Source organism: Ignavibacteriales bacterium (genome assembly GCA_026390775.1).
In the GTDB taxonomy this organism is placed as follows: domain Bacteria; phylum Bacteroidota; class Ignavibacteria; order Ignavibacteriales; family Melioribacteraceae; genus Fen-1258.
In genome coordinates, this window is sequence record JAPLFF010000003.1 from 610,864 (window position 1) to 636,105 (window position 25,242).

The 25,242-nt window shown below is 33.1% G+C and carries 28 protein-coding genes and 1 tRNA gene; 9 read left to right on the forward strand and 20 right to left on the reverse strand.

Going from position 1 to position 25,242, the window contains the following annotated elements:
• Nucleotides 1–2 precede the first annotated feature (2 nt).
• The 8 genes from NTZ27_03080 (at nt 3) to ftsY (ending at nt 4,806) form a co-directional block, all read left to right on the forward strand.
• On the forward strand, nt 3–524 hold the full coding sequence (locus NTZ27_03080; protein ID MCX6173719.1) for a hypothetical protein: 522 nt from the start codon (nt 3–5) through the stop codon (nt 522–524).
• Complete coding sequence (locus tag NTZ27_03085; GenBank protein ID MCX6173720.1) at nt 514–783, forward strand: hypothetical protein; 270 nt, start codon at nt 514–516, stop codon at nt 781–783. Before NTZ27_03080 ends, NTZ27_03085 begins: the two co-directional genes overlap by 11 nt.
• Nucleotides 780–1,211, forward strand: coding sequence for a 3-dehydroquinate dehydratase (locus NTZ27_03090; protein ID MCX6173721.1), 432 nt, complete (start codon nt 780–782; stop codon nt 1,209–1,211). The genes NTZ27_03085 and NTZ27_03090 overlap by 4 nt, the downstream gene beginning before the upstream one ends.
• A 75-nt stretch (nt 1,212–1,286) precedes the next feature.
• A complete protein-coding gene (locus NTZ27_03095) occupies nt 1,287–1,664 on the forward strand; it encodes a MerR family transcriptional regulator (protein MCX6173722.1) in 378 nt (125 codons plus the stop codon).
• A 4-nt stretch (nt 1,665–1,668) separates the two neighbouring features.
• Nucleotides 1,669–1,742, forward strand: a tRNA-Pro gene (locus NTZ27_03100).
• A 63-nt stretch (nt 1,743–1,805) separates the two neighbouring features.
• Nucleotides 1,806–3,290, forward strand: a complete 1,485-nt coding sequence (gene purF / locus NTZ27_03105; GenBank protein MCX6173723.1) for an amidophosphoribosyltransferase — start codon at nt 1,806–1,808, stop codon at nt 3,288–3,290.
• Nucleotides 3,291–3,311: 21 nt separating this feature from the next.
• A complete protein-coding gene (locus NTZ27_03110) occupies nt 3,312–3,902 on the forward strand; it encodes a CDP-alcohol phosphatidyltransferase family protein (protein ID MCX6173724.1) in 591 nt (196 codons plus the stop codon).
• Nucleotides 3,874–4,806 (forward strand): signal recognition particle-docking protein FtsY, encoded by a 933-nt coding sequence (gene ftsY / locus NTZ27_03115; protein MCX6173725.1) that lies wholly within the window; start codon nt 3,874–3,876, stop codon nt 4,804–4,806. Before NTZ27_03110 ends, ftsY begins: the two co-directional genes overlap by 29 nt.
• 40 nt (nt 4,807–4,846) lie before the next feature.
• Here ftsY and NTZ27_03120 read toward each other — a convergent pair whose 3' ends face one another.
• The 20 genes from NTZ27_03120 to mnmA all read right to left on the reverse strand — a co-directional run bounded on the left by NTZ27_03120 (nt 4,847) and on the right by mnmA (nt 23,915).
• Entirely contained in the window at nt 4,847–5,698 is an 852-nt protein-coding gene (locus NTZ27_03120) for a 3-hydroxybutyryl-CoA dehydrogenase (GenBank protein MCX6173726.1), read from the reverse strand.
• A gap of 56 nt (nt 5,699–5,754) precedes the next feature.
• A complete protein-coding gene (gene ricT / locus NTZ27_03125) occupies nt 5,755–6,597 on the reverse strand; it encodes a regulatory iron-sulfur-containing complex subunit RicT (protein ID MCX6173727.1) in 843 nt (280 codons plus the stop codon).
• Nucleotides 6,598–6,600: 3 nt separating this feature from the next.
• On the reverse strand, nt 6,601–7,716 hold the full coding sequence (locus NTZ27_03130; protein MCX6173728.1) for a hypothetical protein: 1,116 nt from the start codon (nt 7,714–7,716) through the stop codon (nt 6,601–6,603).
• A gap of 14 nt (nt 7,717–7,730) precedes the next feature.
• Nucleotides 7,731–7,961, reverse strand: coding sequence for a DUF2795 domain-containing protein (locus tag NTZ27_03135; GenBank protein ID MCX6173729.1), 231 nt, complete (start codon nt 7,959–7,961; stop codon nt 7,731–7,733).
• 24 nt (nt 7,962–7,985) lie between these two features.
• Nucleotides 7,986–8,798, reverse strand: coding sequence for a peptidoglycan DD-metalloendopeptidase family protein (locus tag NTZ27_03140; GenBank protein ID MCX6173730.1), 813 nt, complete (start codon nt 8,796–8,798; stop codon nt 7,986–7,988).
• A gap of 180 nt (nt 8,799–8,978) precedes the next feature.
• Nucleotides 8,979–9,989 carry an HPr(Ser) kinase/phosphatase gene (hprK, locus tag NTZ27_03145; GenBank protein MCX6173731.1) on the reverse strand — a complete coding sequence of 337 codons (1,011 nt, stop codon included), beginning with the start codon at nt 9,987–9,989 and terminating at the stop codon, nt 8,979–8,981.
• Entirely contained in the window at nt 9,979–10,290 is a 312-nt protein-coding gene (gene raiA, locus NTZ27_03150; protein MCX6173732.1) for a ribosome-associated translation inhibitor RaiA, read from the reverse strand. The genes hprK and raiA overlap by 11 nt, the downstream gene beginning before the upstream one ends.
• Before the next feature lie 10 nt (nt 10,291–10,300).
• Nucleotides 10,301–11,194 (reverse strand): tyrosine-type recombinase/integrase, encoded by an 894-nt coding sequence (locus NTZ27_03155; protein MCX6173733.1) that lies wholly within the window; start codon nt 11,192–11,194, stop codon nt 10,301–10,303.
• A 25-nt stretch (nt 11,195–11,219) separates the two neighbouring features.
• Nucleotides 11,220–13,448: a type I DNA topoisomerase gene (gene topA / locus NTZ27_03160; GenBank protein ID MCX6173734.1), complete on the reverse strand. Its 2,229-nt coding sequence runs from the start codon at nt 13,446–13,448 to the stop codon at nt 11,220–11,222.
• Nucleotides 13,449–13,461: 13 nt separating this feature from the next.
• On the reverse strand, nt 13,462–13,920 hold the full coding sequence (locus NTZ27_03165; GenBank protein MCX6173735.1) for a DUF494 family protein: 459 nt from the start codon (nt 13,918–13,920) through the stop codon (nt 13,462–13,464).
• Nucleotides 13,917–14,363, reverse strand: coding sequence for an rRNA maturation RNase YbeY (gene ybeY, locus NTZ27_03170; GenBank protein ID MCX6173736.1), 447 nt, complete (start codon nt 14,361–14,363; stop codon nt 13,917–13,919). The genes NTZ27_03165 and ybeY overlap by 4 nt, the downstream gene beginning before the upstream one ends.
• A gap of 24 nt (nt 14,364–14,387) precedes the next feature.
• Nucleotides 14,388–15,995 carry a S41 family peptidase gene (locus NTZ27_03175; protein MCX6173737.1) on the reverse strand — a complete coding sequence of 536 codons (1,608 nt, stop codon included), beginning with the start codon at nt 15,993–15,995 and terminating at the stop codon, nt 14,388–14,390.
• Between the two features lie 8 nt (nt 15,996–16,003).
• Complete coding sequence (gene lysS, locus NTZ27_03180) at nt 16,004–17,503, reverse strand: lysine--tRNA ligase (protein ID MCX6173738.1); 1,500 nt, start codon at nt 17,501–17,503, stop codon at nt 16,004–16,006.
• A gap of 48 nt (nt 17,504–17,551) precedes the next feature.
• Nucleotides 17,552–19,060, reverse strand: coding sequence for a D-alanyl-D-alanine carboxypeptidase/D-alanyl-D-alanine-endopeptidase (dacB, locus tag NTZ27_03185; protein ID MCX6173739.1), 1,509 nt, complete (start codon nt 19,058–19,060; stop codon nt 17,552–17,554).
• Nucleotides 19,041–19,754: a pseudouridine synthase gene (locus tag NTZ27_03190; GenBank protein ID MCX6173740.1), complete on the reverse strand. Its 714-nt coding sequence runs from the start codon at nt 19,752–19,754 to the stop codon at nt 19,041–19,043. Before NTZ27_03190 ends, dacB begins: the two co-directional genes overlap by 20 nt.
• The gene (gene scpB, locus NTZ27_03195) at nt 19,735–20,427 is read right to left on the reverse strand and encodes an SMC-Scp complex subunit ScpB (protein MCX6173741.1); all 693 of its coding nucleotides are present in this window, start codon (nt 20,425–20,427) and stop codon (nt 19,735–19,737) included. Before scpB ends, NTZ27_03190 begins: the two co-directional genes overlap by 20 nt.
• Nucleotides 20,420–21,139, reverse strand: coding sequence for a segregation/condensation protein A (locus tag NTZ27_03200; protein MCX6173742.1), 720 nt, complete (start codon nt 21,137–21,139; stop codon nt 20,420–20,422). The genes scpB and NTZ27_03200 overlap by 8 nt, the downstream gene beginning before the upstream one ends.
• Before the next feature lies 1 nt (nt 21,140).
• Complete coding sequence (gene trpS, locus NTZ27_03205; GenBank protein ID MCX6173743.1) at nt 21,141–22,127, reverse strand: tryptophan--tRNA ligase; 987 nt, start codon at nt 22,125–22,127, stop codon at nt 21,141–21,143.
• Nucleotides 22,128–22,185: 58 nt separating this feature from the next.
• On the reverse strand, nt 22,186–22,461 hold the full coding sequence (locus NTZ27_03210; protein MCX6173744.1) for an HNH endonuclease: 276 nt from the start codon (nt 22,459–22,461) through the stop codon (nt 22,186–22,188).
• A gap of 359 nt (nt 22,462–22,820) precedes the next feature.
• Nucleotides 22,821–23,915 (reverse strand): tRNA 2-thiouridine(34) synthase MnmA, encoded by a 1,095-nt coding sequence (gene mnmA / locus NTZ27_03215; protein ID MCX6173745.1) that lies wholly within the window; start codon nt 23,913–23,915, stop codon nt 22,821–22,823.
• Between the two features lie 403 nt (nt 23,916–24,318).
• On the opposite strand from mnmA, the gene NTZ27_03220 reads away from it, so the two are divergent.
• Entirely contained in the window at nt 24,319–25,137 is an 819-nt protein-coding gene (locus NTZ27_03220) for a hypothetical protein (protein ID MCX6173746.1), read from the forward strand.
• Nucleotides 25,138–25,242: the final 105 nt, after the last annotated feature.

A 25,242-nucleotide genomic window follows, 5' to 3' on the forward strand; every position in this document is an offset into this window, starting at 1 on the left:
ACATGAAGGATCTAAGTATTTTTTCGAAAACAGTTTTATTATTCACAACTATTTTTTTTACTATTTGGCTAGGAGGATATATAGCCCGTCAAATAGCTGTGTACCAACTATTTGAACCTGTTGAATTAAATCTTAAAACATTTTATAATTCTAATAATTTATCATCAGCAGTTTCTCTTTTAGTTCCGTTAATTATTTCAAATTTCATAACATACACGTGTTTTCTATTATTTTTTTTGACTTTTATAGTAACATCAAAATTAAATCTTAGAAGAAACGGCTGGTTATTTATTGTAACCTTGATAATAATTATCACAGCTCCATTTGAAATATACTTATCTTTGATTGATTATAAAATTATTAGACTTGGATTAACAAACATTAATGAATCAAATTTTATTTTAGAATTAACAAAAGAACGGCTTACAAAATTGAATAGTTTCTCTTTAATAGAAATATTTTCTTACTTGGCAATTATTTTTCTAGTACTCTTTAGACCTCTTCAAAAGTCGAATGAAAATTAAAGAAAAAGAATTCGAGACAATACTTCAAGACTTAAAACTGATTGCACAAGAACTTGGAGCAAAAGTAAGATTTGAGAGAGGGGATTTTAAGGGCGGTTATTGTATTGTGAAAGAAGATAAAACGATTGTCATAAATAAATTATCAACTCTGCAAAAAAAAGTAATGATCCTTACATCTGCATTAAAAGATCTTGGTATTGATGAGAAATATCTTCCTCCAAGAATTAGAGAAATAATAGAAGAGATTACTGAAAAATGATTAAGATACTTGTTATAAATGGTGTTAATCTTAATAAGTTAGGAAGCAGAGATAAAATGAATTATGGTTCTCTAACTTTAAATCAATTAAATTCTCTCATCAAAGAAGAATTTAATGAATTAGATTTTACTTTTTCCCAATCGAATCTTGAATACGAATTAGTTAATAAAATTAACGAAGCTTCCAATTACGATGGGATCGTAATTAATCCAGGAGGATTTACACATACCTCGGTAGCAATTCGCGATGCACTTGAGAATATAAAAATTCCAAAAATTGAAGTACACCTTTCAAATTTAGCGACTAGAGAAGAATTCAGGAATACATTACTAACAACTTCAAAATGCGATGGTTTCATTTCCGGTTTTAAGGAAATTAGTTTTCTTTCTGCTGTTTATACATTGACAAAACTTATTAAGAAAAATTGAATTAGATTTAAACACAATTATTGCGAATATATTTTTCTTCATCTATCTTAACTATTAGATTTTAAGGATAAAGCCATGAAAGATTTTGGACTAAAAAAGTTATACTACTCTATAAGTGAAGTTAGTAAGTTAGCCGGATTAGAGCAGTACATATTAAGATATTGGGAGACTGAATTTGAACAATTAAAACCCGGTAAGAATAGAGCCGGTAATAGAATTTATACAAACAAGGATATTAAACTGATTCTTCAGATAAAAAGATTATTACGTGAAGAAAAATATACTATTGAAGGTGCTAAAAAGATTTTAAGTGATCTTGTACTAGAACCTAATTTGCAAAACACACCAAATGAAAGTGAATCAAATAAACAAAAAATCGTTTCACCGCGTCCATTAAAAAAAGATTTAGAAGAGCTAAAGAACTTTTTACAATATTTACAGGCGGCAATGTAAAAACCGGAACGTAGCGCAGCCCGGTAGCGCACTTGAATGGGGTTCAAGGGGTCGCGGGTTCAAATCCCGCCGTTCCGACAATATACAAGGCACATAGAGAATGTGCCTTTTTCATAATTGACTAAAAATTTTAGGACCATGATGATTGATCTTACAGCTGACAAACCAAGATGTAATTGTGGAGTATTTGGATTTTATGGCGGTAAAGATGCAGCGATAACAACTTATTATGGTTTGTTGGCATTACAGCATAGGGGACAAGAAGCTGCAGGTATTGTAACGCTTTCAAAAAATGAATTAGGAAAATCAATTTTTAATATTCATAAAAGTTTAGGTTTAGTTTCTGAAATTTTCAATGATGAAAAAATTTTTGAAAATCATCTTTCAGGAAATGCAGCTATAGGACATAACAGGTACTCCACTACAGGAGCTTCTGATTCTTCAAAGAATATTCAACCATTTACTGTTAATTACCGATTAGGAAATTTAGCAATAGCCCATAATGGAAACTTAACGAATGCTAAATTACTTCGAGAAGAACTTGTGAACGATGGTGCAATTTTTCAAACTACAAGTGATACTGAAGTAATTTTACATTTAATTGCACGGAGTAAATTAGAAAATCAGATTGATCAGATCAAAGAAGCATTACAAAAAGTGCAAGGAGCCTATAGTATTGTCATTCTAACAAATGATAAACTAATTGGTGCGAGAGATCCGAACGGTTTCAGACCATTATGTATTGGAAAATTAAACGGTTCGTTCATCATTACTTCTGAAACATGCGCATTAGATATTAATTCAGCCATACTTATTAGAGATGTTGAGCCAGGCGAATTGATCATCATTGATCAAGCATCTTATCAATTAGGTGAGTTTAATTCGCAATTTATTTTTGATTATCGTGTTCAACCAAAACACTGCATTTTTGAGTACATCTACTTTTCACGACCAGACAGCAGAGTGTTTGGTTCTAATGTAGATAAGATGAGAAGAAAATTGGGAAAAGTACTTGCTCAAAAACATCCTGTTGTTGATAAGGATGGAGATAAAATAATTGTTATAAGTGTTCCTGATAGTTCGAATACCGCTGCAATAGGATTTCAAACACAATTAGCTAAGCAAGGAATTAATTCACGACTAGAAATTGGTTTAATCAGAAGCCATTATATAGGTAGAACATTTATTCTTCCTGGGCAAAAGGCAAGAGAAGTTGGTGTTAGAATTAAATTTAATACCGTTAAAGGTGTCTTGGAGAATAAAACCGTTGTTCTAATTGATGATTCAATAGTACGTGGGACTACATCAAAGCAATTAGTAAAATTATTGAGAGAAGCTAATCCAAAAGAAATACATTTAAGAATATCTTCTCCACCAATTATTAGTCCATGTTATTACGGAATGGATTTTCCATCTAAAGAAGAATTGATTGCAAACAAATTTAATAGCGATATAGAGGAAATAAGAAAATATCTTGAAGTTGATAGTCTTGAATATCTGACCATAGATGAACTACTCGAAGCAATGATTGACCATTCACCGGAAGATTTTTGTACAGCATGTTTTTCTGGAAAATATCCATTAGATGTTGATATGACTATTACAAAAGATATTTATGAAAGTTAATAATATATCCGATTGCAGATCATGAAAATAAACTATAAAGAGATTATACTTTTACCAAATTTAATAAGTTCATTCAGATTGCTGCTATTTGTTCCATTCCTATATTTATTTAATAATTATTCTTCAAACCAAAATGTTCGAATTTATATTTTCATATTAATTATTGTTGCTTTCATTTCTGATCTGCTGGATGGTTATGTAGCAAGAAAAACAAATTCAATATCAGAACTTGGAAAGATAATAGATCCGCTTGCAGATAAAATTCTTGTTGCTTTGATAATAATTAATCTTTATTTGCTAAATGAAATACCTGTGTTTTATTTCTGGATTGTAATAACAAGAGATATTTGCATCTCAGTAGGAGGAATTATTGTATCCAAAAAAATTGGGAAAGTATTATCTTCAAACTTACTCGGCAAGTTAACTGTATTATCAATCGGAATATTTATTATAACAACTTTATTAAATTCTAATCATTTCGATATTTTCTATAAATTAATATTAGTTATAAGTTGCGCTCTGTGTGTGACATCTTTAATTGGATATTTAATGAGAGCAATTGAAATGATAAAATGGAATAATAATGAAAATATTTCCAAACCAGACTCTTAATAAATTAAAAGAGGGTTTATCAAAAACTCGTAATAATCTTTTCAATAAGATATCTGAAGTAATTTCAAGAAAAGCAATTATAGACGATGATACATTTGATGAACTAGAAGCAATTTTACTTAGTAGTGATTTAGGGAGTGAACTTACAGAGAAAATAATCAGTAAAACACGCACTTCTTTATTAAACGTTAACGACAGATCTCTTGAAAGCATCAAAAATACTATGAAAGATGAACTATTAAGTATTTTTGATAGAGGTATTAATCCAAATTATCACTCAGAACTAGAAAAGTTCAAACCTTATATAATTTTAATTGTTGGTGTTAATGGGTCTGGCAAAACAACTACAATAGCAAAACTTGCTAATAAATATAAATTAGAAGGGAAGAAGGTTATAATTGCTTCTGCTGATACTTATCGTGCAGCCGCAAATGCTCAACTAAAGACATGGTCTAAACGAGTTGGTGTTGAAATTGTGGAAGTTAACTCAAAAGATCCATCTTCTGTAGTATTTGAAACTATAAATATTGCATTGAATAATAACTACGACATAGTTTTAATTGACACAGCAGGACGACTCCACAATAACAAAAATCTAATGCTGGAACTAACAAAAATTATTAAAGTAACTAATAGATTATTACACTATGCTCCTAATGATGTACTATTAGTTCTCGATTCTAACTCAGGTCAAAATATTATTTTACAAGTTGATGAATTTAATAAGAGCACAAAAATTTCAGGTTTAATACTCACAAAGTTGGACGGTACTGCTAAAGGAGGTGCAATTTTACAAATAGCTTCTCAAAATAAAATGCCTATCAAATATTTAGGAATTGGGGAGGCCATAGAGGACATTCAAGAATTCAATGCTGAGTTGTTTATAGATGCAATAATTAATTAAACAATAATGCAGTTTACATAATATACATTATGCGCATATATCAATATTCAAAAAAACCAGTTTTCGTTTTTCTCCCTAATTTTCCCGCATTTACCATTTTCTTAAGTAATGGGCATGGTCGGTATTTAGAATCATTAAATCCCTCATATAATACTTCCATTATAGCCAGACATACATCTAATCCTATGAAGTCAGCTAATGTTAAAGGGCCCATTGGATGATTCATTCCTAATTTCATAACGATATCAATATCTTCAGCTTTTGCTACTCCTTCATATAAAGCAAATATGGCTTCATTTATCATTGGCATCAAAATTCGATTAGAAATAAATCCAGGATAATCGTAAACCTCCACTGGTTTTTTATTAATTTTTAATGTTAATTCGTAAATGGTTTTAAATGTTTCATCAGATGTAGAATATCCTCTTATCAATTCAACTAATTGCATAACTGGAACAGGGTTCATGAAATGCATGCCTAAGAATTTATCACTACGAATATTTTTACCTAATTCAGTTATTGAGATTGAAGATGTATTTGAAGCTATGATACAATTATTATTTAATAAATTATCTAATTCCTTTAATATCAATAATTTAGCTGGTTTATTTTCATATATTGCTTCTATTGTAAGATCAACATTTCTATCAATATTTTTATGCCCAATTATAGGAATAACATTACTTAGAAAGCTACTTTTTTGTTCAGAAGTTATTGAACCTTTCTTAATCTGCCTATCCATGTTATTATTAATGGTACTCAATCCTCTTTCAAGAAAAACTTGCTCCGAATCAACTAAAAAAACTTTAAATCCATATTGTGAAAAAACATGAGCTATACCACTGCCCATTGTCCCTGCACCAATTACTGCAATCTTATTAATCGTACTCATATTTAGCCTTTTATTATTTTATATAAAGTATGCTGTACGAAAACAGAGGTGTTCTTCTATGAAGCTACTTCAAAGGAAAGACAACATTTCAATTTACCACATGGACCACTAAGTTTTCCCATGCTAGAAAGAAGGTTTTGTTCATTAGCTAACTGTGTAGATATCCTCTTAAAACTAGATAAGAAGGATATACAGCAATATTCTCTGCCGCACGTTCCTACTCCACCAACTTTTTTAGCTTCATCTCTAACTCCAATCTGCCTTAATTCAATTCTTGTTTTAAATTCCGCTGCTAATTCTTTTGCTAATTCTCTAAAATCAACCCTTCCATCTGAAGTATAAAAGAAAAAAAGCTTTTTACGATCAAATTGATAATGAATACTGACAAGTTTCATATTTAGACTGAATTTATCAACAGAAGTCCTGAAAAACGGAACTGCTTTTTCTTCATCTTGAATATTTTTCCTTACTCTTTCAAGATCTTCCACAGAAGCTTTTCTAACCACACTAGGTAGATAATCGTCATACAATCCTAAATATTGTCTCTTAAGTTTTACCATTTCACCAATTAACTTAACCTGAGCAACTTCTATAGAATCATTATTTTGAACAATAATGAAATCTTCAGGATAAAGATTGACATCTAAAATAGCGGGTATTTCTACAAAACAATTATTTAATAATCCACTGCAAGAAATTTCAACAATATTCCTATTATCAGTTATTATTTTATCACTGTAACAAATTCCACAAGCGAAACATGAACTGACATTAATATGCCTGGCATTGATGTTATTAATTACAATAGATTCAATAAGGGAATTGTTAATAGAATTATGCTGATTATCATCTGTTGGAATAATTGCAGGTTGAGTGTATTTAGGATCTATATGAAACAAAACTTATTTCCTAATTGATATAGAAGCTATTTCAAATATAAGATTAAGACATACTACATTCAAGTTGATGTTTTTATCTTCACATTCTTCGATTTTATCAATTGAATCAAATATATTCCAAACCATTGTCTGATTAAATCTCTCATTAAATTTTTCAAGTGTTTCCTTATAATCCTCAAAAAAGTATTTCATTAAAGAATATTTGTTTCGCACTACATCATTTAACCATACTTTAATAAGTCGAGTAATTATTTTTATTGAACCATTCGGGCTTTGTTTCGAGATAAGATTAAGTTCTCTATATGCTAGATTATATTTTTTGCCAAGTGAATACCTCAAAAACGATATTGTTTTTTCAAGTAAAAAATTAAAATCAGTATTCAGTAAGCTAAGTGCAGAAGTAACTGACCCTTCTGAAAAACTAGATATTTTAGCAGCTATTTCTTTTCCAATAGAAAAATATAGTATAAGTATACCTCTAATGAATTCAGCAGATAAAGGTTCGAAATTAATCTGCCAGCAACGTGATTGAATAGTTGGTAAAAGTTTATCTTTATTTGAGGTTAATAGAATAAATATTATACCATCCGGCGGTTCTTCTAAATTTTTTAATAATGCATTTTGAGCTTGATCGTTCATCAAATGTGCATCTTCAATAATTACAAATCGATATTCAAGTTCTTCTATTGCAGTATTAACAAATTTTGTTATCTCTCTAATACTATTTATTTTAATATTGTTGGCATCTTCAATAAATATTTTATGATAAGGATTATTAATTTTTTCCCCAATTTCATCTGTTATAGTTAATAAAACTTCTTTAGATAATTTTTCTGTTGCATTATCATCCCCTGTTTCCCCTTTCCCTCTTGGAAGTGGTATTATTAATTTCAAGTATGGTTCTTGTAACGAAGAGATTTTACGATAAATAATATCTGACTTTGTTTGATCTAATTTCTGATTTAAGATATTTGCGAATTGAATTGCGGTAAAAAACTTCCCTATACCATCATGTCCACAAAAAAGAAAGGCGTGTGGTACACGCCTAGATTCACAAATTTTAGCTAAAATTTCTTTAGCTTTTATCTGTCCTGGTATTTCATCCCATAACTGGTTCATTCTTTTGCCAAATATTACGACTTAAATTCGTCATCATCACTGTAAAAGAAATCTTCATCACTTGGGTAATCTGGCCATATATCTTCGATTGTCTCATAAGGTTCATCCGAATCTTCTAACTCCTGCAAATTTTCAACTACTTCAAGCGGAGCTCCAATTCGTTCTGCGTAATCTATTAATTCTTCCTTAGTAGCCGGCCACGGAGCGTCATCTAGATAAGATGCTAATTCGACGGTCCAAATCATTGTCAATTCTCCTGAAATGGTTTATTATTTTTTGACAACTTCAAAAATATTTACATCATCATAAATAAAATTTCGTGGATCTAATGCGATACCATTATGTCTTACTTCGTAATGAAGGTGGGGACCTGTAGACAGTTTCCCTGAATTTCCAGAGGTTGCGATTAAATCTCCTCTTTTTACTTTTTGCCCTTGCTTTACATGTATTCCATCTAAGTGAGCATATATAGTTCTATAACCATAACCATGTTCAATTTCTAATGTAAGTCCATAACCACTTCTCCATCCAACAAAATCAACAGTTCCACCACCCGGACAATATACTTTTGTTCCTATATCAGTAATAAAATCAATACCGTTATGCATTCTCATAATCTTAAGAATTGGATGAAATCTCATCCCGAAATCATCAGCCTGAGTTCCTTCACAAGGTCTTATTGCAGGAAGTGCATCATACATTTTTTCGTTTTCTTTTAATGTCTTTTCTATTTCTTCATAGTTATTTTTCTCTAGTTTTACTTTAAGTGATATTTTATTTACAAATGCATCAACATCTTCAAGATAGTTATCAATTTTACTTACACTTGATGTTTTAATCGGTTCAAAAATACTTCCGCCAATACCATAAGAGTTTTGATCGGTTTGAAGGGGTTCTAGATTTGCTTTTAGTCTTAAATCATGACTCTGATTTGAAATTGCTGATATTCTCTCATCTAACTGTTTGTAATTTTCTAATAGGTTATCAAATTTTTCTCTAAGAAGTGTATTGCTCTTTTTAAGCATTTTAACTTCAGAATCGGGATTGATAAATTCATTGAACACCATAAAGATGCCAAACATAAAGAAAGACACCAATACAGAGAAAAATAAGACGAGAAATACAAATTTCTTATAGAAACTGTGTATTTCTACGAATTTCAGCTTAGTCTTTGAAAAGTAGTAAAATTTTTTCATATCAAATTAGGGTGCGAAGATAATAAATGATCTCCCTGTAGTCAAGAAATAAAAACCGGAACAATATTATTCAAAATCATGCTCAAAATAATCTATTGCCCGATTCATTTCCTCATTTTTTAACTGAATTTTTTGGGTAATTCTATCTTGTAAAACTTTAGCTGCATCATAACCATAATGTTTAAGTAGATAATTGAGAGCAATTATTTCAGAGATAACCGTAATATTCTTACCTGGTATAATTGGTAACTTCACGTATGGTATTTCAATATCCATTAATGTAGTAAAAGAGTCGTCCAAACCGGTTCTTGTATATTCTGTTTGATCATTCCAAACTTCTAATTCAATCATAACCTCTAATCTTTTTTGAAATCGTATGGCTCTGACTCCAAACATACTTTTTATATCTATTATTCCAATACCGCGTAATTCCATAAAATGTTTTACTAGATCCGTACCGGAGCCCATTAGAATGCCTTCACCTTTTTTAGTCAGGATTACAACATCATCAGCAACTAATCTATGGCCTCTTTCAACAAGATCGAGTGCAACTTCACTTTTACCGATTCCTGAATTACCTACAAACAACATTCCCACTCCATAGACATCAACAAAAGATCCGTGAATTGATAAGCGCGGTGCGAACTGATCGTCTAGAAAATCTGTAATAAGGTAAAATAATTTTGTTGTTGAATAACCTGAACCGAAAATTGGTGTTTTATATTTATTAGCTAACTGAATCATCTCGGGAGTTGGAGAATTATCATTTGTAATTATTAGGCAAGGTATATTGTATTTAAAAAACCTATCAAGTGATTTTACCCTTTCTGCTTCAGAAAGATTAGATAGATAACGCATTTCTGTATTACCAAAAACTTGAACGCGGTTATGCGAAAACAATTCCAGAAAACCAGCTAATGGAAGACCTGGTCTATGTAGATTAGGTTCTTTAATAAGTCTTTCAAGACCAACCTGATCGTTTAGTAGTTTGATCTTGAATCTATCTTTTGTGCTTTTGTAGAAAAATTCTACAGTGATATTTTCTTGTTTAGTAATATTTTTTTCATCAACTTTCATTTTTTGGCCTTGTTAAGCGCTTAGTTTTTATTTTTCTTAATTGTTTTCTAATTTTCTCTATCGCCATTGGAATTGATTTTTCAAACTCATTACTTTCTGTGGTAACTGTTATTATTTTCCCCGGGATTCTAACTGTGATTTCTGAAGTTTTAATGCTATCCTTCAAATGTGTGAAACTCAATATAACTTTTACATCTAAAATCTGATCATTAAATTTTTCTAAGGATTTTACTTCTTCGCGGATAAAATCTTTTAATGAATCTTTAGCTTTAAATTTACGGGATGTGATTCTAATATTCATAGCGTCTCCTTTAAGATTTTGGATGTGCTTTTTTGTATGATTTCTTTAATCTCTCGATACTAACGTGGGTATAAATTTGAGTTGTTGAGAGATTTTCATGACCTAAGATTTCTTTCACTGCCATAATATCTGCTTCCCTATCAAGCATATGTGTTGCAGCACTATGCCGTAATATGTGAGGACTTTTTTTATCTATATCAGTAACTAGCGACAAATAATGCTTTACAATATTATAAACCGAGTGACGAGAAATTCTTTCTCCGGATTCGTTCTTAAATAATGGCTCTGATCCGTTGGATGAAGATGTACTTTTAAAATACTCTTTTAGTACAACAGCTGATTTCGATCCTAAAGGAACAATTCTAACTTTCGATCCTTTGCCCAATACTCTTATACTCATACTATGAAAATCAATGTCTGCAAAATTGAGAGAACATAATTCAGAGACACGAAATGCACATCCATATAGTAATTCAAGTATTGCTTTTATCTTAATTGATGATTCGTCCTTCTTTTCATCCAGTAATCTATAAATTTCTAAAAAAGAGTCAAGACTAATTATTTCCGGTAATTTTCGTTTTACTTTTGGATTAGGGATTTTTGATATGGGATTATTTTCGATAAGATCATTTCTTAGTGCAAAATTAAATAATCTTCTTAAGGCAGAAAGTTTTCTGGATATTGTGCTTTTCGTGACTCCCTTCTCACTAAGGTTTATTACAAAATGCCGGATTGTCTTTTCAGTTATCAGATTGAACGATGAGATTTCTCTATCATTACAAAATTTGATAAATTCATTTAGATCTCGAGTATAAGCATCAATTGTATTTTGTGATGCGCGGCTTACACCGGAAAGTTCGGACAGCATTTGAGTTAATATTTCTTTAATCCCGAGCTGGATCATTTATAACCGGGTTGTTAGTTTATTATTAAAACTCTTCTTCAGATGTCTCTACTGTTTCTTCCTCTTCTTTAGGTTTTGGCATTGTCCAACTTGCAAAGTCACAATCGGGATATTTATTACAACCGTAAAATATTTTTCCGCGTTTGGTTCTTCTCGTTATTACTTCACCATCACTGCATTTGGGACACTTTAGACCAAGTGTTACAACTTTTGTGAAATCACAATCCGGATATTTTTCACATCCGATAAATCTTCCAAATTTTCCTTCTCTAAAAACTGTTTTTGATCCGCATTTAGGACAAATTTCACCAGTCTCTTCTGGTGCACCTCCGTTTGGTGCAAAATCTTTAAGCGATTTTATATTCTTGCATTCAGGATAATTTGTACAAGCCAAAAACTTTCCAAAGCGGCCCATTTTAATATCCATATCCGAACCGCATTTATCACATTTTATTTTTTCAAGATTTGATTCTACTTCAGCAAGTGTTTTGGAAAACGGTTCATAAAAATCATTTAATACTTTTAGGTAACCGATTTCTCCATCTGCAATGAGATCAAGCTCCCCTTCCATCTGAGCCGTAAAGTTCACGTTAAAAATATTTCCAAAATTCTTTACTAAAATCGTATTTACTTTTCTGCCAAGTTCTGTAGGAACTAATTTACGGTCTTGTTGCTCTACATACTTGCGGTCTATAATTGTCCCCATTATCATGGCATAAGTACTGGGGCGACCGATACCATTACTTTCCAATTCTTTAATCAGAGAACTTTCGGTATATCTTGGAGGCGGTTTTGTAAAATGTTGATTCGGAGTCAACTCTTGTAAATTCATCTTCTGATTTAATTCTAATCCGGCTGGAATTAATCCGCTGTTTCCATTCTGATCATTACTGTCTTCCAGATCTTCATCATAAAGAGTTAAGAATCCATCAAACAAAATAGTTGTGCCGGAACTTCTGAAGACATATTCATCAGCCGCAATACTAACAGTGGTAGTTTCCAAACGTGCTGATTCCATCTGGCATGCAATAAATCTTTTCCAAATTAACTCATAGATTTTGAATTGAGCTTCATCTAAATATTCCTTTACAAATTCTGGTGTATATTTTAGTGATGTAGGTCTGATAGCTTCGTGAGCGTCTTGAGCATTCTTTTTATTTTTAGATTCATAACCTTTTGCTTTTTCCGGTAAATAATTTTGACCGTACTTTTCTGAAATAAAACCTCTCGCTTCTGATACAACATCTTCACTTAATCGCATAGAATCCGTTCTCATATATGTAATTAATCCGGTTGTTCCTTCACCACCAAGATCAATTCCCTCATATAGTTGTTGTGCCAGCATCATGGTTCTTCTTGGACGATAACGAAGTTTGCGTGAGGACTCTACCTGTAGACTACTGGTAATAAACGGTGGATAAGGATTTCTCTTGCTCTCTTTTTTTGTAAGATCACTGATTGCATAATTATTTTTTGATCTTAGAGTTTCCGCAATTTTATTTGCTAACTCAGCTCCGGAAATTGCAAAGTTGGTTTTTAAGAATTCCTCCCAATCTCCTTCAGTCATTTGTGGTCTTGGAGGAACTTTAATTTGCTTTCCATTAACCTCATATAACTTTGCTTTTATTTCTTCGCCTTTTTCGGTTTTAAAAACTGCTACTATAGACCAATATTCTGTTGCAACAAACTTTTCAATTTCATCTTCGCGCTCACAGATCAATCTCAATGCAACTGACTGCACTCGTCCCGCAGAAAGCGAACTTCCGTATGCTTCAATAACTGCTCGCCATAAAAACGGACTAACTTGATAACCAATAATTCTATCCATAACACGGCGGGCTCTCTGAGAGGTGACGAGATGATCATCAATTTTAATGGTATGATTTAAAGCTTCATTAACAGCTTTCTTTGTAATCTCATTGAACATAACACGTTCAATTTTTTCTTTCTGTGCATCGGTTAAAATATCAACAACATCTTGCGCAATAGCTTCACCTTCACGATCAGGATCGGTTGCGATATAAATTTTATTGGATTTTCCGGCTAATGATCTGATCTTCTTAATCACATCACCTTTACCGCGGATATTTACAAATTTCGGTTCAAATCCGTTTTCTAAATCGATCCCGAGTTTTGTCTTTGGTAAATTTCTGATATGTCCAACAGTTGCTTCAACAATATAATTTTTACCGACGTACTTATTTATAGTTTTTGCTTTGGAAGGCGACTCCACCAGTATAAGATCTTTACTCATTATGAATTACCTTTTAATTGACAGTATCTGAAGAGTATAATGTTAATCTGCTTCCAGGTAAAATACCGGATTCATATTCAACCAAAGATAAAAGAATTATCCAGTTGATTTCTCTTCTGGAAACTCTACTCTCAGGAAACATTGTTATTTGATCTAATATCAGTTCCAGATTCTCAGCATCTAATAAACCTACATTTAATAAGTGCATTATGTAGTTATAATTTTCTAAACCTAATATTTCTTTTTCAAGTTCCGATAATAAGCGAATACTTTTACTATTTAAATTTTCTTTATTAGTCTCAACTGTTTTTCTCGTTAATATTTTATCATAGACTAAACTAAATGCGATCCCTAATGTTTTCTTGTCGAATTTTTTATTCTTCATCAATTTACTATTTATATCTTCCATCGAAGAATTATTGCTCAATCCTTCTAATATTTTCGCTAATACTTCAACAATTTTGCCGGTCATGTTTTTTCTACTAATCCTTTAGAAAGATTTTGTAATTTTTGCACAAGAACATCTTCAACTTTTTTCATCTTTTTTCTTTTTGCTAAAGTAACGTCATCATAACCTGCCATATGAAGGATTCCATGAATTACTAATCTTAATATTTCATTGTTAAGTGTTACATGATACTTCTTACTGTTCTCAAGAGCATCATCAATAGAAATAAAAATTTCGCCGTCTAAATTATTCCTTTCATTCGAATAATCAAAGGTGATTATGTCGGTGTTGTAATTATGATTCAAATATTTTTTGTTTATTCCCAGTATCGTTTCAGATGGAACAAAATTTATTTCAAGTACAGATACATTGATTTCAAGTTCATTACATAATAGTACAACTATTCTATGCAACGATCTTTTATTTATTTTAATTCCCTTCTCAGTGTATATAAATAAATTCTTCACGTTCTTTTTACTCTGTTGGATATATTACTTTGAAAACCCGCTTAACTTCTCAGCTTCGTCGAATAATGAAGCTGCTTTCTGAAATTGATGATCTGATTTTAACAAAGTTAAATACCAGCCGTTATTCTTAAAGAGATCACGCGCAATAAATGCTTTTAATCTTTGTCTAATATTTTCTTTATCCTCTTCATAACCTTTAGCATCATATTTCACTTTTAGTGATTCCGCATACTTAACAAAACTTTGCATCTGTTCATTACTGATCTGAAATTCATTTTCGAACTTTCTAAGATCACTGGAGTATTTTTCTCTGAGTACTGTGCCGTCTTTATCAAGAAATTTTCTTACAAATTGATAGTAAACATTATTCTTTCTTAACTCTGCGGAATAATTGGAAACTGTACCGGGTTCTACAATATAATCCGGAGTGATACCGCCGCCGCCGTATACAGTACGTCCGTTCTTAGTCTTAAATTTTGGTTTAGTAGAATCCTTTTCTGTTTTGTGATCAACATTATCTCCTTCAGTTTCTTGTCTATCCATTACCTCTTCATAGTATTTATTCTTGTCTTTATAATCTCTCTGAATTTGTCTTCCCGAAGGTGTAAAATATTTTGCAATTGTTATTCTAACTGCAGAGCCGTCTTTTAATTGTATTGGTGTTTGCACAAGACCTTTTCCAAAAGTTGTTTCACCAACAATTAAACCTCTATCCCAATCCTGCACAGCGCCGGATACAATTTCGCTCGCTGATGCAGAACCGCGATTTACTAAAATTATTAACGGAATTTTTTCATATGGATAAGATCTTCCGGCATGATATTCTTCGCTTGATTGTTTTGATCTACCTTTATTATAGACAATCATCTTATTGCCATCTATAAATAGATCAGCGACATTAGATGCTTGTACTTCATATCCGCCGGGATTATTCCTAAGATCGAGCACTAATCTCTTCATTCCTTTTGATGTAAGATCCTGGAGCGCATTTACCATCTCTTCAGTTGTTGTTTCTGAAAAGCGTGTAAGATTTATATAACCCGTTTCGTTATCATACATTAATGAAGCATCAACAGAAAATAAATTTATTTTATCACGTGTAACTTTAAATGTTGTTACTAATTTCGAACTTGGTCTGAAAATAGTCAGATCCACATTTGTTCCTTTACTGCCGCGTAATTTTTTTATTACATCTTCGTTTTTCCAGCCGATACTACTTTTACCATCTATCTTAACAATACGATCGCCTGAAATAATTCCTACCATTTCACTCGGTCCGTTTGTAATTGGTGATACAACAGTGATCGTATCATTTACAATTTGAAACTCAACACCGATTCCCTCAAAATTTCCTCTGAAAGATTCTTCTTCGGCAGTTTGATCTTTTGCAGAGATATAAACTGTGTGCGGATCTAAACCGCTGAACATTCCTTTAATTGCATCTTCCGTTAATTTTTTCGAATCAACTTTATCTACATAATAATCTTCAGTGAATTCCATTACATCGCTGATCTTCTTTAGCTGCTTTTTACTTTCAGAAAATGAAACGACATCGCTCAGTTTCAAACCGATAAATAAACCTAAAAGCAATCCAACAATTATGTACGGAAGATGCTTACTTATATTTTTCATTATATCCTTTACTTTTGGGGACGCATTTGTGGGAATAAAATCACATCGCGGATGGATGGTTGATTTGTTAGAAGCATAATTAATCGGTCAATCCCAACTCCAAGTCCGGCGGTTGGCGGCATTGCATATTCAAGTGCACGCACAAAATCTTCATCAATCTGATGAGCTTCTTCATCACCGGCTTCTTTCATTTTTGCTTGATCTTCAAATCTGGTTCGCTGATCAATCGGATCGTTTAATTCTGTGAACGCATTACATATTTCACGACCGAGAACAAATCCTTCAAATCTTTCAACAAGTCCTTTTCTCGATCTGTGTTTTTTTGCAAGTGGTGAAAGTTCTACGGGATAATCTGTTACAAAAGTTGGTTGAATTAATGTCGATTGAATTGTTACTTCGAAAAGAAGATCAATCAATTTACCTTTGTTTTCTCCGCCTTCCATTTCAACATTTTTTGTTTTCAATAATTTTATCAACTCTTCATTTGATGCTAGAAGAACATCAATACCAACTTTTACTTTTAATTCATCAACCATGGAAATTCTTTTCCACGGTGGATTGAAATTGATTTTGTTTCCTTCAATTTCAAATTCTGTTGTGTTAAAAACATTTTTAGCAATATTAGAAACCATATTTTCTACGAACGACATCATCCAGAAATAATCTTTGTATGCAACGTACAGCTCAAGCATTGTGAATTCCGGATTATGCGTTTTATCCATTCCTTCATTGCGGAAGTCTTTTGATATCTCATAAACTCCGTCAAATCCTCCAACGATCAAGCGTTTCAAATAAAGTTCATCTGCAATTCTAAGATATAGGTCTATATCAAGAGCATTGTGGTGAGTAGAAAATGGACGGGCTGTAGCGCCTCCGTATAACGGCTGTAGTATCGGCGTTTCAACTTCAACTAATCCGTTTTCATCTAAATATTTTCTAATCTCGGTTACAACTTTCGATCGTGTTTTAAAAACCGATTTAACTTCCGGATTTAAAATTAAATCCAGATAACGCTGGCGGTAACGCATTTCTTTATCAGCAAACTGATCATGCACAACTTTATTTCCGCTTTCATCAGTTGTCTCTTTCGGAATTGGAAGCGGTCTCAATGATTTTGACAGAAGAGTAAACGACTTAGAATGAACCGAAATTTCTCCGGTCCTTGTTTTAAAAACAAATCCTTCTACTCCAACTATGTCGCCAATATCAAGAAGCTTAAATACTTCGTAAGATTCTCCAACGTCGTCTTTCTTTAAATAGATCTGAAGCTTACCGTCTTTATCCTGAATGTGTGCGAAAGATGCTTTTCCCATTCTGCGTATAGCCATAATTCTTCCGGCAACTTTAACATCTTTGTTCTCATACTTTTCAAAATTGTTTTTGATGCTTTCCGAATAATTATCAACTTCAAAACTGTAAGCAAACGGCTGAATACCTTTTGACAGCAATTCTCTCAACTCGTCATGTCTTCGTTGTATGAGCGCATTAGGATCTAATTCTTGATTTATTGGTTCCAATATTCCTCCAAAATTATCTTCCTTAAAATATTTTACGAATTAATTTCTAATAAAATTTACGAGACGGTGACAAACATTATCCTCTATATAATTTGCAAGTGCCGGCGGAACTAAATAATTATTGACCAGCATAGAAAAAACAAGCTGCTCGCCGGAAACTGTTTTTAAATAACCAGAAAGTGCGGAGACATTATTGTTGTATCCGGCTTTAGCTCTAACGTTGTTTTCAGCAGAAGTTTTTTTCATTCTGTCAATTAATGTCCCATCAACTCCTGCTATCGGTAATGATTCATAAAATTGTAAGAACTCATCGCTCTTATTCATGTATGATAAAAGATTTACAATCTGCCTTGGCGTTACCAAATTTAATCTTGATAAACCTGAGCCGTCTGCCATTACCATATTCTCCGGATTAATTCCCATCGTATTAAAAAAATCATTGCACGCTTTAACTCCGTTTTCTATTGTACCGAAATTGTAAATCTCAAGACCAATTGTTTTGAGAATCTGTTCTGCATAAAAATTATTGCTGTTCTTATTTAATTCTTTAAGGATCATTTTTAACGGAACAGATCTGTGTGTAAAGATCGGAGTAAGATCATCGGATGGAATATTTTTTTCTGCACTGTCAATTCCGCCAATCCTTCCTTTTATAATAATTCCCTTTTGTTCTAACACTTCTTTAAGAACTGTTAGGAAGAACATTGTAGGATCAGTTATTGAAACATGCTCGCTAATCGGTTTGGAATCTTTTTTAATATTGCCGGTTACACTAATTAGATTTGTCCCGCGCAGTCTGCGAACGGAAACAGATTGTTCCGAATTCTCATCAACAGTAATTACTTTTGGCGCAAGCTGAACAAATTTAGTATCCGGAATAATAGAAATTTTTGCCGGATAATTAATTTCGCTTGGATCAATCTTTATTTCAATACTGTTATCGTCAAAACTTAAAGCGCCGCTCGGAGCTTCGAACCAGCTTGATTCGTAATCAAGCGTCCAACCTTTTCCGAGTCCTACATTATCGAAGTAAGAATCATCGCCGTAAATATTTCCTGTTATTGCCCAGATACCTCTTGCTTTAAGCGAGTCAGCCCAATCTTCAAAAATTTTTGTCCGCGAACCTTCATAAAACCGGTTTGATATTGTAGGATCTCCAGAACCTTGTATGATCAAATCTCCTTTAAGTAAACCTTTTTCGATATCTCCGTTCACGTAAAAATTTGTTTCATAAGTGAAATCGGAACCGAGCAGAATTATTGCAGCAGCGCCTGTAAATAATTTCATGTTAGAAGCAGGAATAAAAAGTTTATCGGCGTTCCGTTTGTAAATTACCTCTCCTGTCTTCAAAGATTTTATCATTACACCCCAAACAGCATCGCTGAAATTCTTATCGTTGAAATAATCATCAAGTTGATCACGTAATTCTAAGAGAGAATTTAAACTTTGTCCGCTCTTCTTTTCATTTAATGAATCTTTCTGCTGTGAGAATAGAATTGAGGTGAAGACGAGCAGAACAAGAAATATTTTACTTACCGTATTTATCATAAATATTTTTTATCTCTGGTTGAGATAATTTTCTATAACCGCCTTTTGGAATTCCTTTTACTGTAAATCCGCCGAAACTTTCCCGGTCTAAATCATCTACAAAATATCCGAGCGCAAGAAACATATTTTTTACAAAATGATTTCTTCCTTCAACTGTTGTTACAACCAATTTGTCGTAACGGTTTTGTGAGACAAATTTAATTGCTTCAAAACGGCTTCTTCTTCTATCAAGAGAAATTCCTTTGAGCAGCTTAAGTTTATCTTCTTCTTGAAGCGGTTTATTCAAAGTTACTTTGTATTCCCGCGGAACATGATTGCTCGGATGAGTAAGAAAATTTGTAAAATCGCCGTCGTTAGTTAAAAGAAGAACGCCGGTTGTGTCGTAATCCAATCTTCCCACGGGAAAAATTTTTTGGTTTGTATCTATAAGATCAAGAACGGTCTTTCTTCCTTTATCATCATCCGTTGAAGTGATAATTGCTTTCGGCTTGTTCAAAAGGAAATAAACTTTCTTCTGCGGTTTTATTTTTTCTCCGTCTAAGGCAATTTGATCAGTCTCAGGATCAAGAAAGAAAGCAAGATCAATAACAGTTTTTCCGTTTACCTGAACTCTGCCTTCTAGAATAAACTCTTCGGATTTTCTTCTTGATGCAATCCCGCACTCGGAGAGAAACCTATTCAATCGTATTTTCATTATCTTCTTCTAATTCTGATTCTATTTCGCTGTCTCGCTCAAGCTCAGACTGTAATTCTTCTTCTTCAGCTTTTTCTTCCAAACCGCTCATCATTATTCTTCGTTTCTGTTCAAGGAAATCTTCATCTTTCATTATCTCTTCAATCTCACGCGGTTTTGGCAAATCGCTTATCTGTTTCAATCCAAAATATTTTAAAAATTCATCGGTAGTTACATAAAGAAGAGGACGGCCGACAGTCTCTGCTCTTCCGGCAATAGTAACAAGATTTTTTTCCAATAAAGTATTGAGAGTATAATCCGAATTCACACCGCGTATTGATTCCAATTCCGGTTTAGTAAGCGGCTGTTTGTACGCTATCATTGCAAGCGTTTCAAGTGAAGCGGGACTTAATCTTCTTTTTGTTTTTTCTGTTGAGAGATATCCAACATACTTTGCATGGTCCGGTTTTGTTGCGTGGATATAACCGTGTGCGATCTTCAAAATTGTAAATGCAATTCCGTTCTGATCATATTTTATATTTAACTCATCAACGGTTTTTTCTATATCATCTTCAGTGATTTCACTATCCGATCCGTCAATTTCTTTGATCGCATTAATAATTTCAAGCGGAGTCAACGGATCATCTGAAGCAAAGATCAATGCTTCAATAACCGAGTTGTAAATATTATCCATTTGCTAATCCATAAATGATAAAATCATTTAGTTTATTTGATGCACGCAAACCAATCTTACCTGCTTTAACCATTTCCAGCATTGCAATAAAAGTAACTACAATTTTAATTTTTTCACGCAGATCAATCATTAATTCAAGAAAACCAATTTGATTATTTTCTCCGAGTTTTGCGGAAATATAATCCATCTGCTCGTCAATCGTTATATTCCACTTTTTAATTTGATGAACCGGTTCAGCAGGTTTATCAAGTAAAACTTTTTTGAATGCTTTTATCAAATCATAAATTGTAATATTCTTAAGAAGAACACCGTAATCTGTTGTCGTTTGTTTCGGATCTTCATCAAAATTACTGCGGTAATTATATTTTCTCTGGTTCGCTTCCATATAAGAAAGTTCTTCCGACATCTCTTTATATCTTTTGTACTCAAGAAGCGCTCTAACCAATTCAGCACGCGGATCAACTTCTTCCCCTTTCTCATCAATTTCTTTGGGCAGCAGCATTCTAACTTTAATCTGCATCAGCGTAGCAGCCATCAAAATAAAATCACCGGCGACTTCAAGATCGAGTTGTTCGAGAAGATGCAGATATTCCATAAACTCTTTCGTAATCTTTGAGATTGGTATATCATAAATATCCAATTCATCTCTTCGAAGAAAGAAAAGAAGCAGATCAAGCGGACCTTCAAAATCTTGTAAACTTATTTTATACACATTAACCCATTTTCATTTTTTGATGAACTTCGTTCATTGTCTGCTGTGCAATTACTTTAGCTTTTTTCTCGCCGTCATTCAAAACATCTTTAACAAGATTAAAATTCTTCTCGTAAGTTTTTCTTTTTTCAAGTATCGGCGCCAATATTTGATTGATCTTTGAAGCGCAATTTAATTTACAATCAACGCAGCCGAGCACGCCGCTTCTGCAGTCTTTTTCAATTAGCGGAATTTCTTCCGGATTAAATTTTTTGTGATAAGTAAATACCAAACAGACTTCCGGTCTTCCCGGATCGTTCTTTCTTAATTTCTGCGGATCGGTTACTGCTTTACGCAATTTTTGTTTTACTGTTTCAGCATCATCAGAAAGTAAAATTACATTGCCAAGCGATTTGCTCATTCTATGACCGTCTAAACCCGGCAGGCGCGCAAAGTTTGTTACCATTCCTTCAGGTTCAGGAAATACCGGATCATTAGGAGCGTACTGCGTATTAAATCTTCTTGCAATTTCACGAGTGATCTCGATATGCGGAAGCTGATCTTCACCAACAGGAACTGCATCGCCTTTGTATAACAAAATATCCGCCGCTTGAAGTACCGGGTAACCGAGATGTCCGTAAACTAAATTCTCAATATTCAGATCGCGCACTTGCTCTTTAACTGTAGGATTTCGTTCAAGCCGTGCTTTTGTGATCAGCATAGAAAAAATTAAAAACAGTTCAGTATGCTCTTTGATCTGCGATTGCCTGAACATCGGCGATTTTTCGGGATCCAAACCTGCTGAGAGCCAATCTGTGACCATTTCAAGTGTGTTCTGGTAGATCTCTTCGGTAGATAGATCAGTCGTTAAAACATGATAATCTGCAACAAGATGATAATTCTGATATTCATCCTGAAGTTTTATCCAATTTTCCAAAGCGCCTACATAATTGCCTAAATGCAATTTGCCTGTAGGACGCATTCCGCTAAGAATTCTTTTCTTTGCCATAATAGGATTTTATTGAAATTTAATTAGATGTGCAATAATAATGAAAAATTAGTTCAATTTACGATTGGAACAGGTACTGTTTCCATGATTCATCTAAACGTCCCGCGTTATTCCTAATAAACATTATATGGTTAGGTGCATACGGTTTAATTTTCATTTTCAAGTGAGCTTCATCAGGAGTGCGGTCTCCTTTTCGATTATTACAAGGAAGACAAGCCGCAACAAGATTTTCCCATGTATCATCTCCGCCTTTTGATCTTGGAACAACATGATCAAGCGTCAACGGAAGATCGGCTCTGCCGCAATATGCGCATTTATGTCCGTCACGTTTCATAATATTTCTTCTGGTTAGAATAATTTTTTTGTAAGGTAATTTTATATAATCATTAAGCCGGATAATACTTGGCCATGGGAAAGCTTTGTAAACTGTATGAATGCTTTTTTTTTCGTTATTAACTACAAGTTCTGCCTTACCGAGAAAGATAAGGACAACAGCTTTTTTTACATTGCAGATAGTTAGCGGTTCATAGCTTTGATTGAGGAGTAAAACTTTAGCGTTAAGTGATCCATTTGTTCCGAATTTCCGTTCGAAGACTTACCTCCAATTATAAAACGATTTATTGTTGGTTTAATATCTCACCTTAAAACACGTTGCAAATATCGTAATTACATCCAAATAATGAAAGTCTATTGCTAATTTTTTCTAATTATCCCGCCGGCAAGGACATAACCCTGTTCATCGTACAAAACGAGCGATTGACCCGGAGTAACTGCATTCTTAGGTTCTACAAATTTTACTTTAATTTGATTTTCATCCGCATAAATTATTTCTGCGGCGGTTGCTCTATCACTGTAGCGGATCTTTCCGAAAACAATTTCGCCCTTATTCAATGATGATTTGCTTACATAATTGATTTCATCAGCAACGCAGAAGCTTTCAAGCAATTCTTCTTTGTCTCCTAGCTCAACAACTTTTGTATCTTGATCAATGTTTTTAACATAAACCGGTTTACCGAAAGAACCCAAACCTTTTCTTTGTCCAATTGTATAGAACGGGATTCCTTTGTGCTTGCCGACTTTCTCTCCGTGATAAACAATATCTCCTTCTTCAATTTTTTCCATTACTTCCGGAATTCTTTCTCGTAAGAATCTTTCATAATTATCATCGGCAACAAAACAGATTTCCTGGCTATCGGGTTTCTTTGCGGTTTTCAAACCGAATTCTTCTGCAAGTTTGCGTACTTCATCTTTTGTGTAACCGCCAAGAGGAAAAAGTGTGCGGCTTAAACTTTCTTGAGTTAATCCCCAAAGCGCGTAAGATTGATCCTTCTTCTGATCGGACGAATACTTTAATGAATATCTGTTCAATACAGGGTTGTGTTCTACAACTGCATAATGACCGGTGGCAACATACTTTGCATCGAGAGAATCTGCTTTCTTAAGAAGTTCTTCCCATTTTATTTTTCTGTTGCAGACAACGCAAGGATTTGGTGTTCTGCCGTTTAGATATTCATCAACAAAATTTTCTATTACAGTTTCTTCGAATGCTTTAGTGAAGTCAACTGTGTAATGCGGGATGTTGAAAGAGTTTGCAACGTTCTTCGCATCAAATATTGCATCTAATGAACAGCAGCCGGATTCATGTTTAGGAGCGCCGCCCACTTCCATAAAGCCCCAAGTCTTCATCGTAATGCCGATTACTTCGTATCCTTGTTTATGAAGCAATGCCGCTGCTACGGATGAATCCACACCACCGCTCATTGCTACTATTACTCTCTTATCGTTCAAGTGATCCCTTTCTTATAATGTAAACCGTTGAACTTGTCTACCGTAGGTAGAACGGTTAATCAAGGTTTGGTTTCTGTTAACCCCCGACTTAAGTTGGGGGTTACTAGTAAAAAACCATAGGTTTAACTGTTTTAACAGTTTCAACTTATTAACAACAAATATAAAGAAATAGTTTAGCTTAATAATATTGTTTGAATGATTTGGTTTTTATGCTAATTTAAAACCGAATTAAGGGGAACTTCTGTAATGATTAAGAATTCTACTCTGCTATTCTCTAAATGTAAAACCAGTTTATTCCGGATGATAGATATTCAACTGCATAGTTTATTCCGATTTGTCGGGAAATATCTACGTTCCTTAACTAATCATTTCATGCAGTATAAGTAATAGTTAGGTGGTTGAAATGAAAATATTCTTTTTTTGTGTAATTATTATTGCCATGCCAGCTTGTTCCTTAATTCAAGTTGGTGGATATAATCCTCCTTCTAAAAATGAAGCCCTTTCGAATTCATTATATAATTGGCAAAGAGATTCTACCAGTCATTTTAATTATTACTATGAGCTAAATTCAATTTGTGCCAACTATGTCGATTCAACTAAAATATATATGGAAAAAGGTTATCCAGAATTACTGGAATTCTTAGGAGTAAAGAATTATAGAAGTAAGCTAAATTTATTTATGGTTGATTCAAGGGAGAGAATGAAAAAAATAATTGGAATGGAAACTAATGGTATAGCAAAGGTCGAGGATAACACAGTTTATTCAGTTTTCAGCCCAACTATTAGAATATACGGCAAACATGAATTTTGCCATGTTATTACTTGTAATGAGTGGGGAATGTATAAGGAAATCTGGTTAAGTGAAGGATTAGCTGTTAATTCAGATAATAAATGGTGGGGGTATGATTTACATTCATTAGCAAACTATTTGAAAGTAAAAGGCAAACTTATTCCTATGAATGAAATAGTAGAAAACTTTCACAAATATGAAAGTTTTATAACTTACCCTGAATGCGGAAGTTTTGTTAAATATGTCAAAGAAAAATATGGACTCGATATTATTAAAGAATTGTGGAAAGCAGGAAGAATTGGGTTTGAAAATAAATTAGGCAAAAATATATCAGAGATTGAGAAGTATTGGATACAAGAAATAAATAAATATGATTATGCTAAGATCGATTATGAGGAAAAAGTATTTGCGATGTTTGGACAAAAGTTATAACAACTACCACCTATCTCGCGCCTCAACAACGACCGCTTCTCCACCTGAGGTGGACAAGTTCGATGCGGTTATATTGAGTCGCATTCGGATTTGGTTTTTCAGTCC

What these genes read in the sequence shown, in the direction of transcription:
- purF (MCX6173723.1), top strand. Translation starts at nt 1,806, where the DNA reads ATGATTGATCTTACAGCTGACAAACCAAGATGTAATTGTGGAGTATTT.
- NTZ27_03220 (MCX6173746.1), top strand. Translation starts at nt 24,319, where the DNA reads ATGAAAATATTCTTTTTTTGTGTAATTATTATTGCCATGCCAGCTTGT.
- NTZ27_03110 (MCX6173724.1), top strand. Translation starts at nt 3,312, where the DNA reads ATGAAAATAAACTATAAAGAGATTATACTTTTACCAAATTTAATAAGT.
- hprK (MCX6173731.1), bottom strand. Translation starts at nt 9,989, where the DNA reads ATGAAAGTTGATGAAAAAAATATTACTAAACAAGAAAATATCACTGTA.
- NTZ27_03165 (MCX6173735.1), bottom strand. Translation starts at nt 13,920, where the DNA reads ATGACCGGCAAAATTGTTGAAGTATTAGCGAAAATATTAGAAGGATTG.
- NTZ27_03190 (MCX6173740.1), bottom strand. Translation starts at nt 19,754, where the DNA reads ATGAAAATACGATTGAATAGGTTTCTCTCCGAGTGCGGGATTGCATCA.
- scpB (MCX6173741.1), bottom strand. Translation starts at nt 20,427, where the DNA reads ATGGATAATATTTACAACTCGGTTATTGAAGCATTGATCTTTGCTTCA.
- trpS (MCX6173743.1), bottom strand. Translation starts at nt 22,127, where the DNA reads ATGGCAAAGAAAAGAATTCTTAGCGGAATGCGTCCTACAGGCAAATTG.
- NTZ27_03140 (MCX6173730.1), bottom strand. Translation starts at nt 8,798, where the DNA reads ATGTTTGGCATCTTTATGGTGTTCAATGAATTTATCAATCCCGATTCT.
- raiA (MCX6173732.1), bottom strand. Translation starts at nt 10,290, where the DNA reads ATGAATATTAGAATCACATCCCGTAAATTTAAAGCTAAAGATTCATTA.
- topA (MCX6173734.1), bottom strand. Translation starts at nt 13,448, where the DNA reads ATGAGTAAAGATCTTATACTGGTGGAGTCGCCTTCCAAAGCAAAAACT.
- NTZ27_03130 (MCX6173728.1), bottom strand. Translation starts at nt 7,716, where the DNA reads ATGAACCAGTTATGGGATGAAATACCAGGACAGATAAAAGCTAAAGAA.
- dacB (MCX6173739.1), bottom strand. Translation starts at nt 19,060, where the DNA reads ATGATAAATACGGTAAGTAAAATATTTCTTGTTCTGCTCGTCTTCACC.
- NTZ27_03155 (MCX6173733.1), bottom strand. Translation starts at nt 11,194, where the DNA reads ATGATCCAGCTCGGGATTAAAGAAATATTAACTCAAATGCTGTCCGAA.
- NTZ27_03095 (MCX6173722.1), top strand. Translation starts at nt 1,287, where the DNA reads ATGAAAGATTTTGGACTAAAAAAGTTATACTACTCTATAAGTGAAGTT.
- NTZ27_03080 (MCX6173719.1), top strand. Translation starts at nt 3, where the DNA reads ATGAAGGATCTAAGTATTTTTTCGAAAACAGTTTTATTATTCACAACT.
- NTZ27_03085 (MCX6173720.1), top strand. Translation starts at nt 514, where the DNA reads ATGAAAATTAAAGAAAAAGAATTCGAGACAATACTTCAAGACTTAAAA.
- NTZ27_03120 (MCX6173726.1), bottom strand. Translation starts at nt 5,698, where the DNA reads ATGAGTACGATTAATAAGATTGCAGTAATTGGTGCAGGGACAATGGGC.
- NTZ27_03090 (MCX6173721.1), top strand. Translation starts at nt 780, where the DNA reads ATGATTAAGATACTTGTTATAAATGGTGTTAATCTTAATAAGTTAGGA.
- NTZ27_03175 (MCX6173737.1), bottom strand. Translation starts at nt 15,995, where the DNA reads ATGAAAAATATAAGTAAGCATCTTCCGTACATAATTGTTGGATTGCTT.
- NTZ27_03210 (MCX6173744.1), bottom strand. Translation starts at nt 22,461, where the DNA reads ATGAAACGTGACGGACATAAATGCGCATATTGCGGCAGAGCCGATCTT.
- NTZ27_03135 (MCX6173729.1), bottom strand. Translation starts at nt 7,961, where the DNA reads ATGATTTGGACCGTCGAATTAGCATCTTATCTAGATGACGCTCCGTGG.
- ftsY (MCX6173725.1), top strand. Translation starts at nt 3,874, where the DNA reads ATGAAAATATTTCCAAACCAGACTCTTAATAAATTAAAAGAGGGTTTA.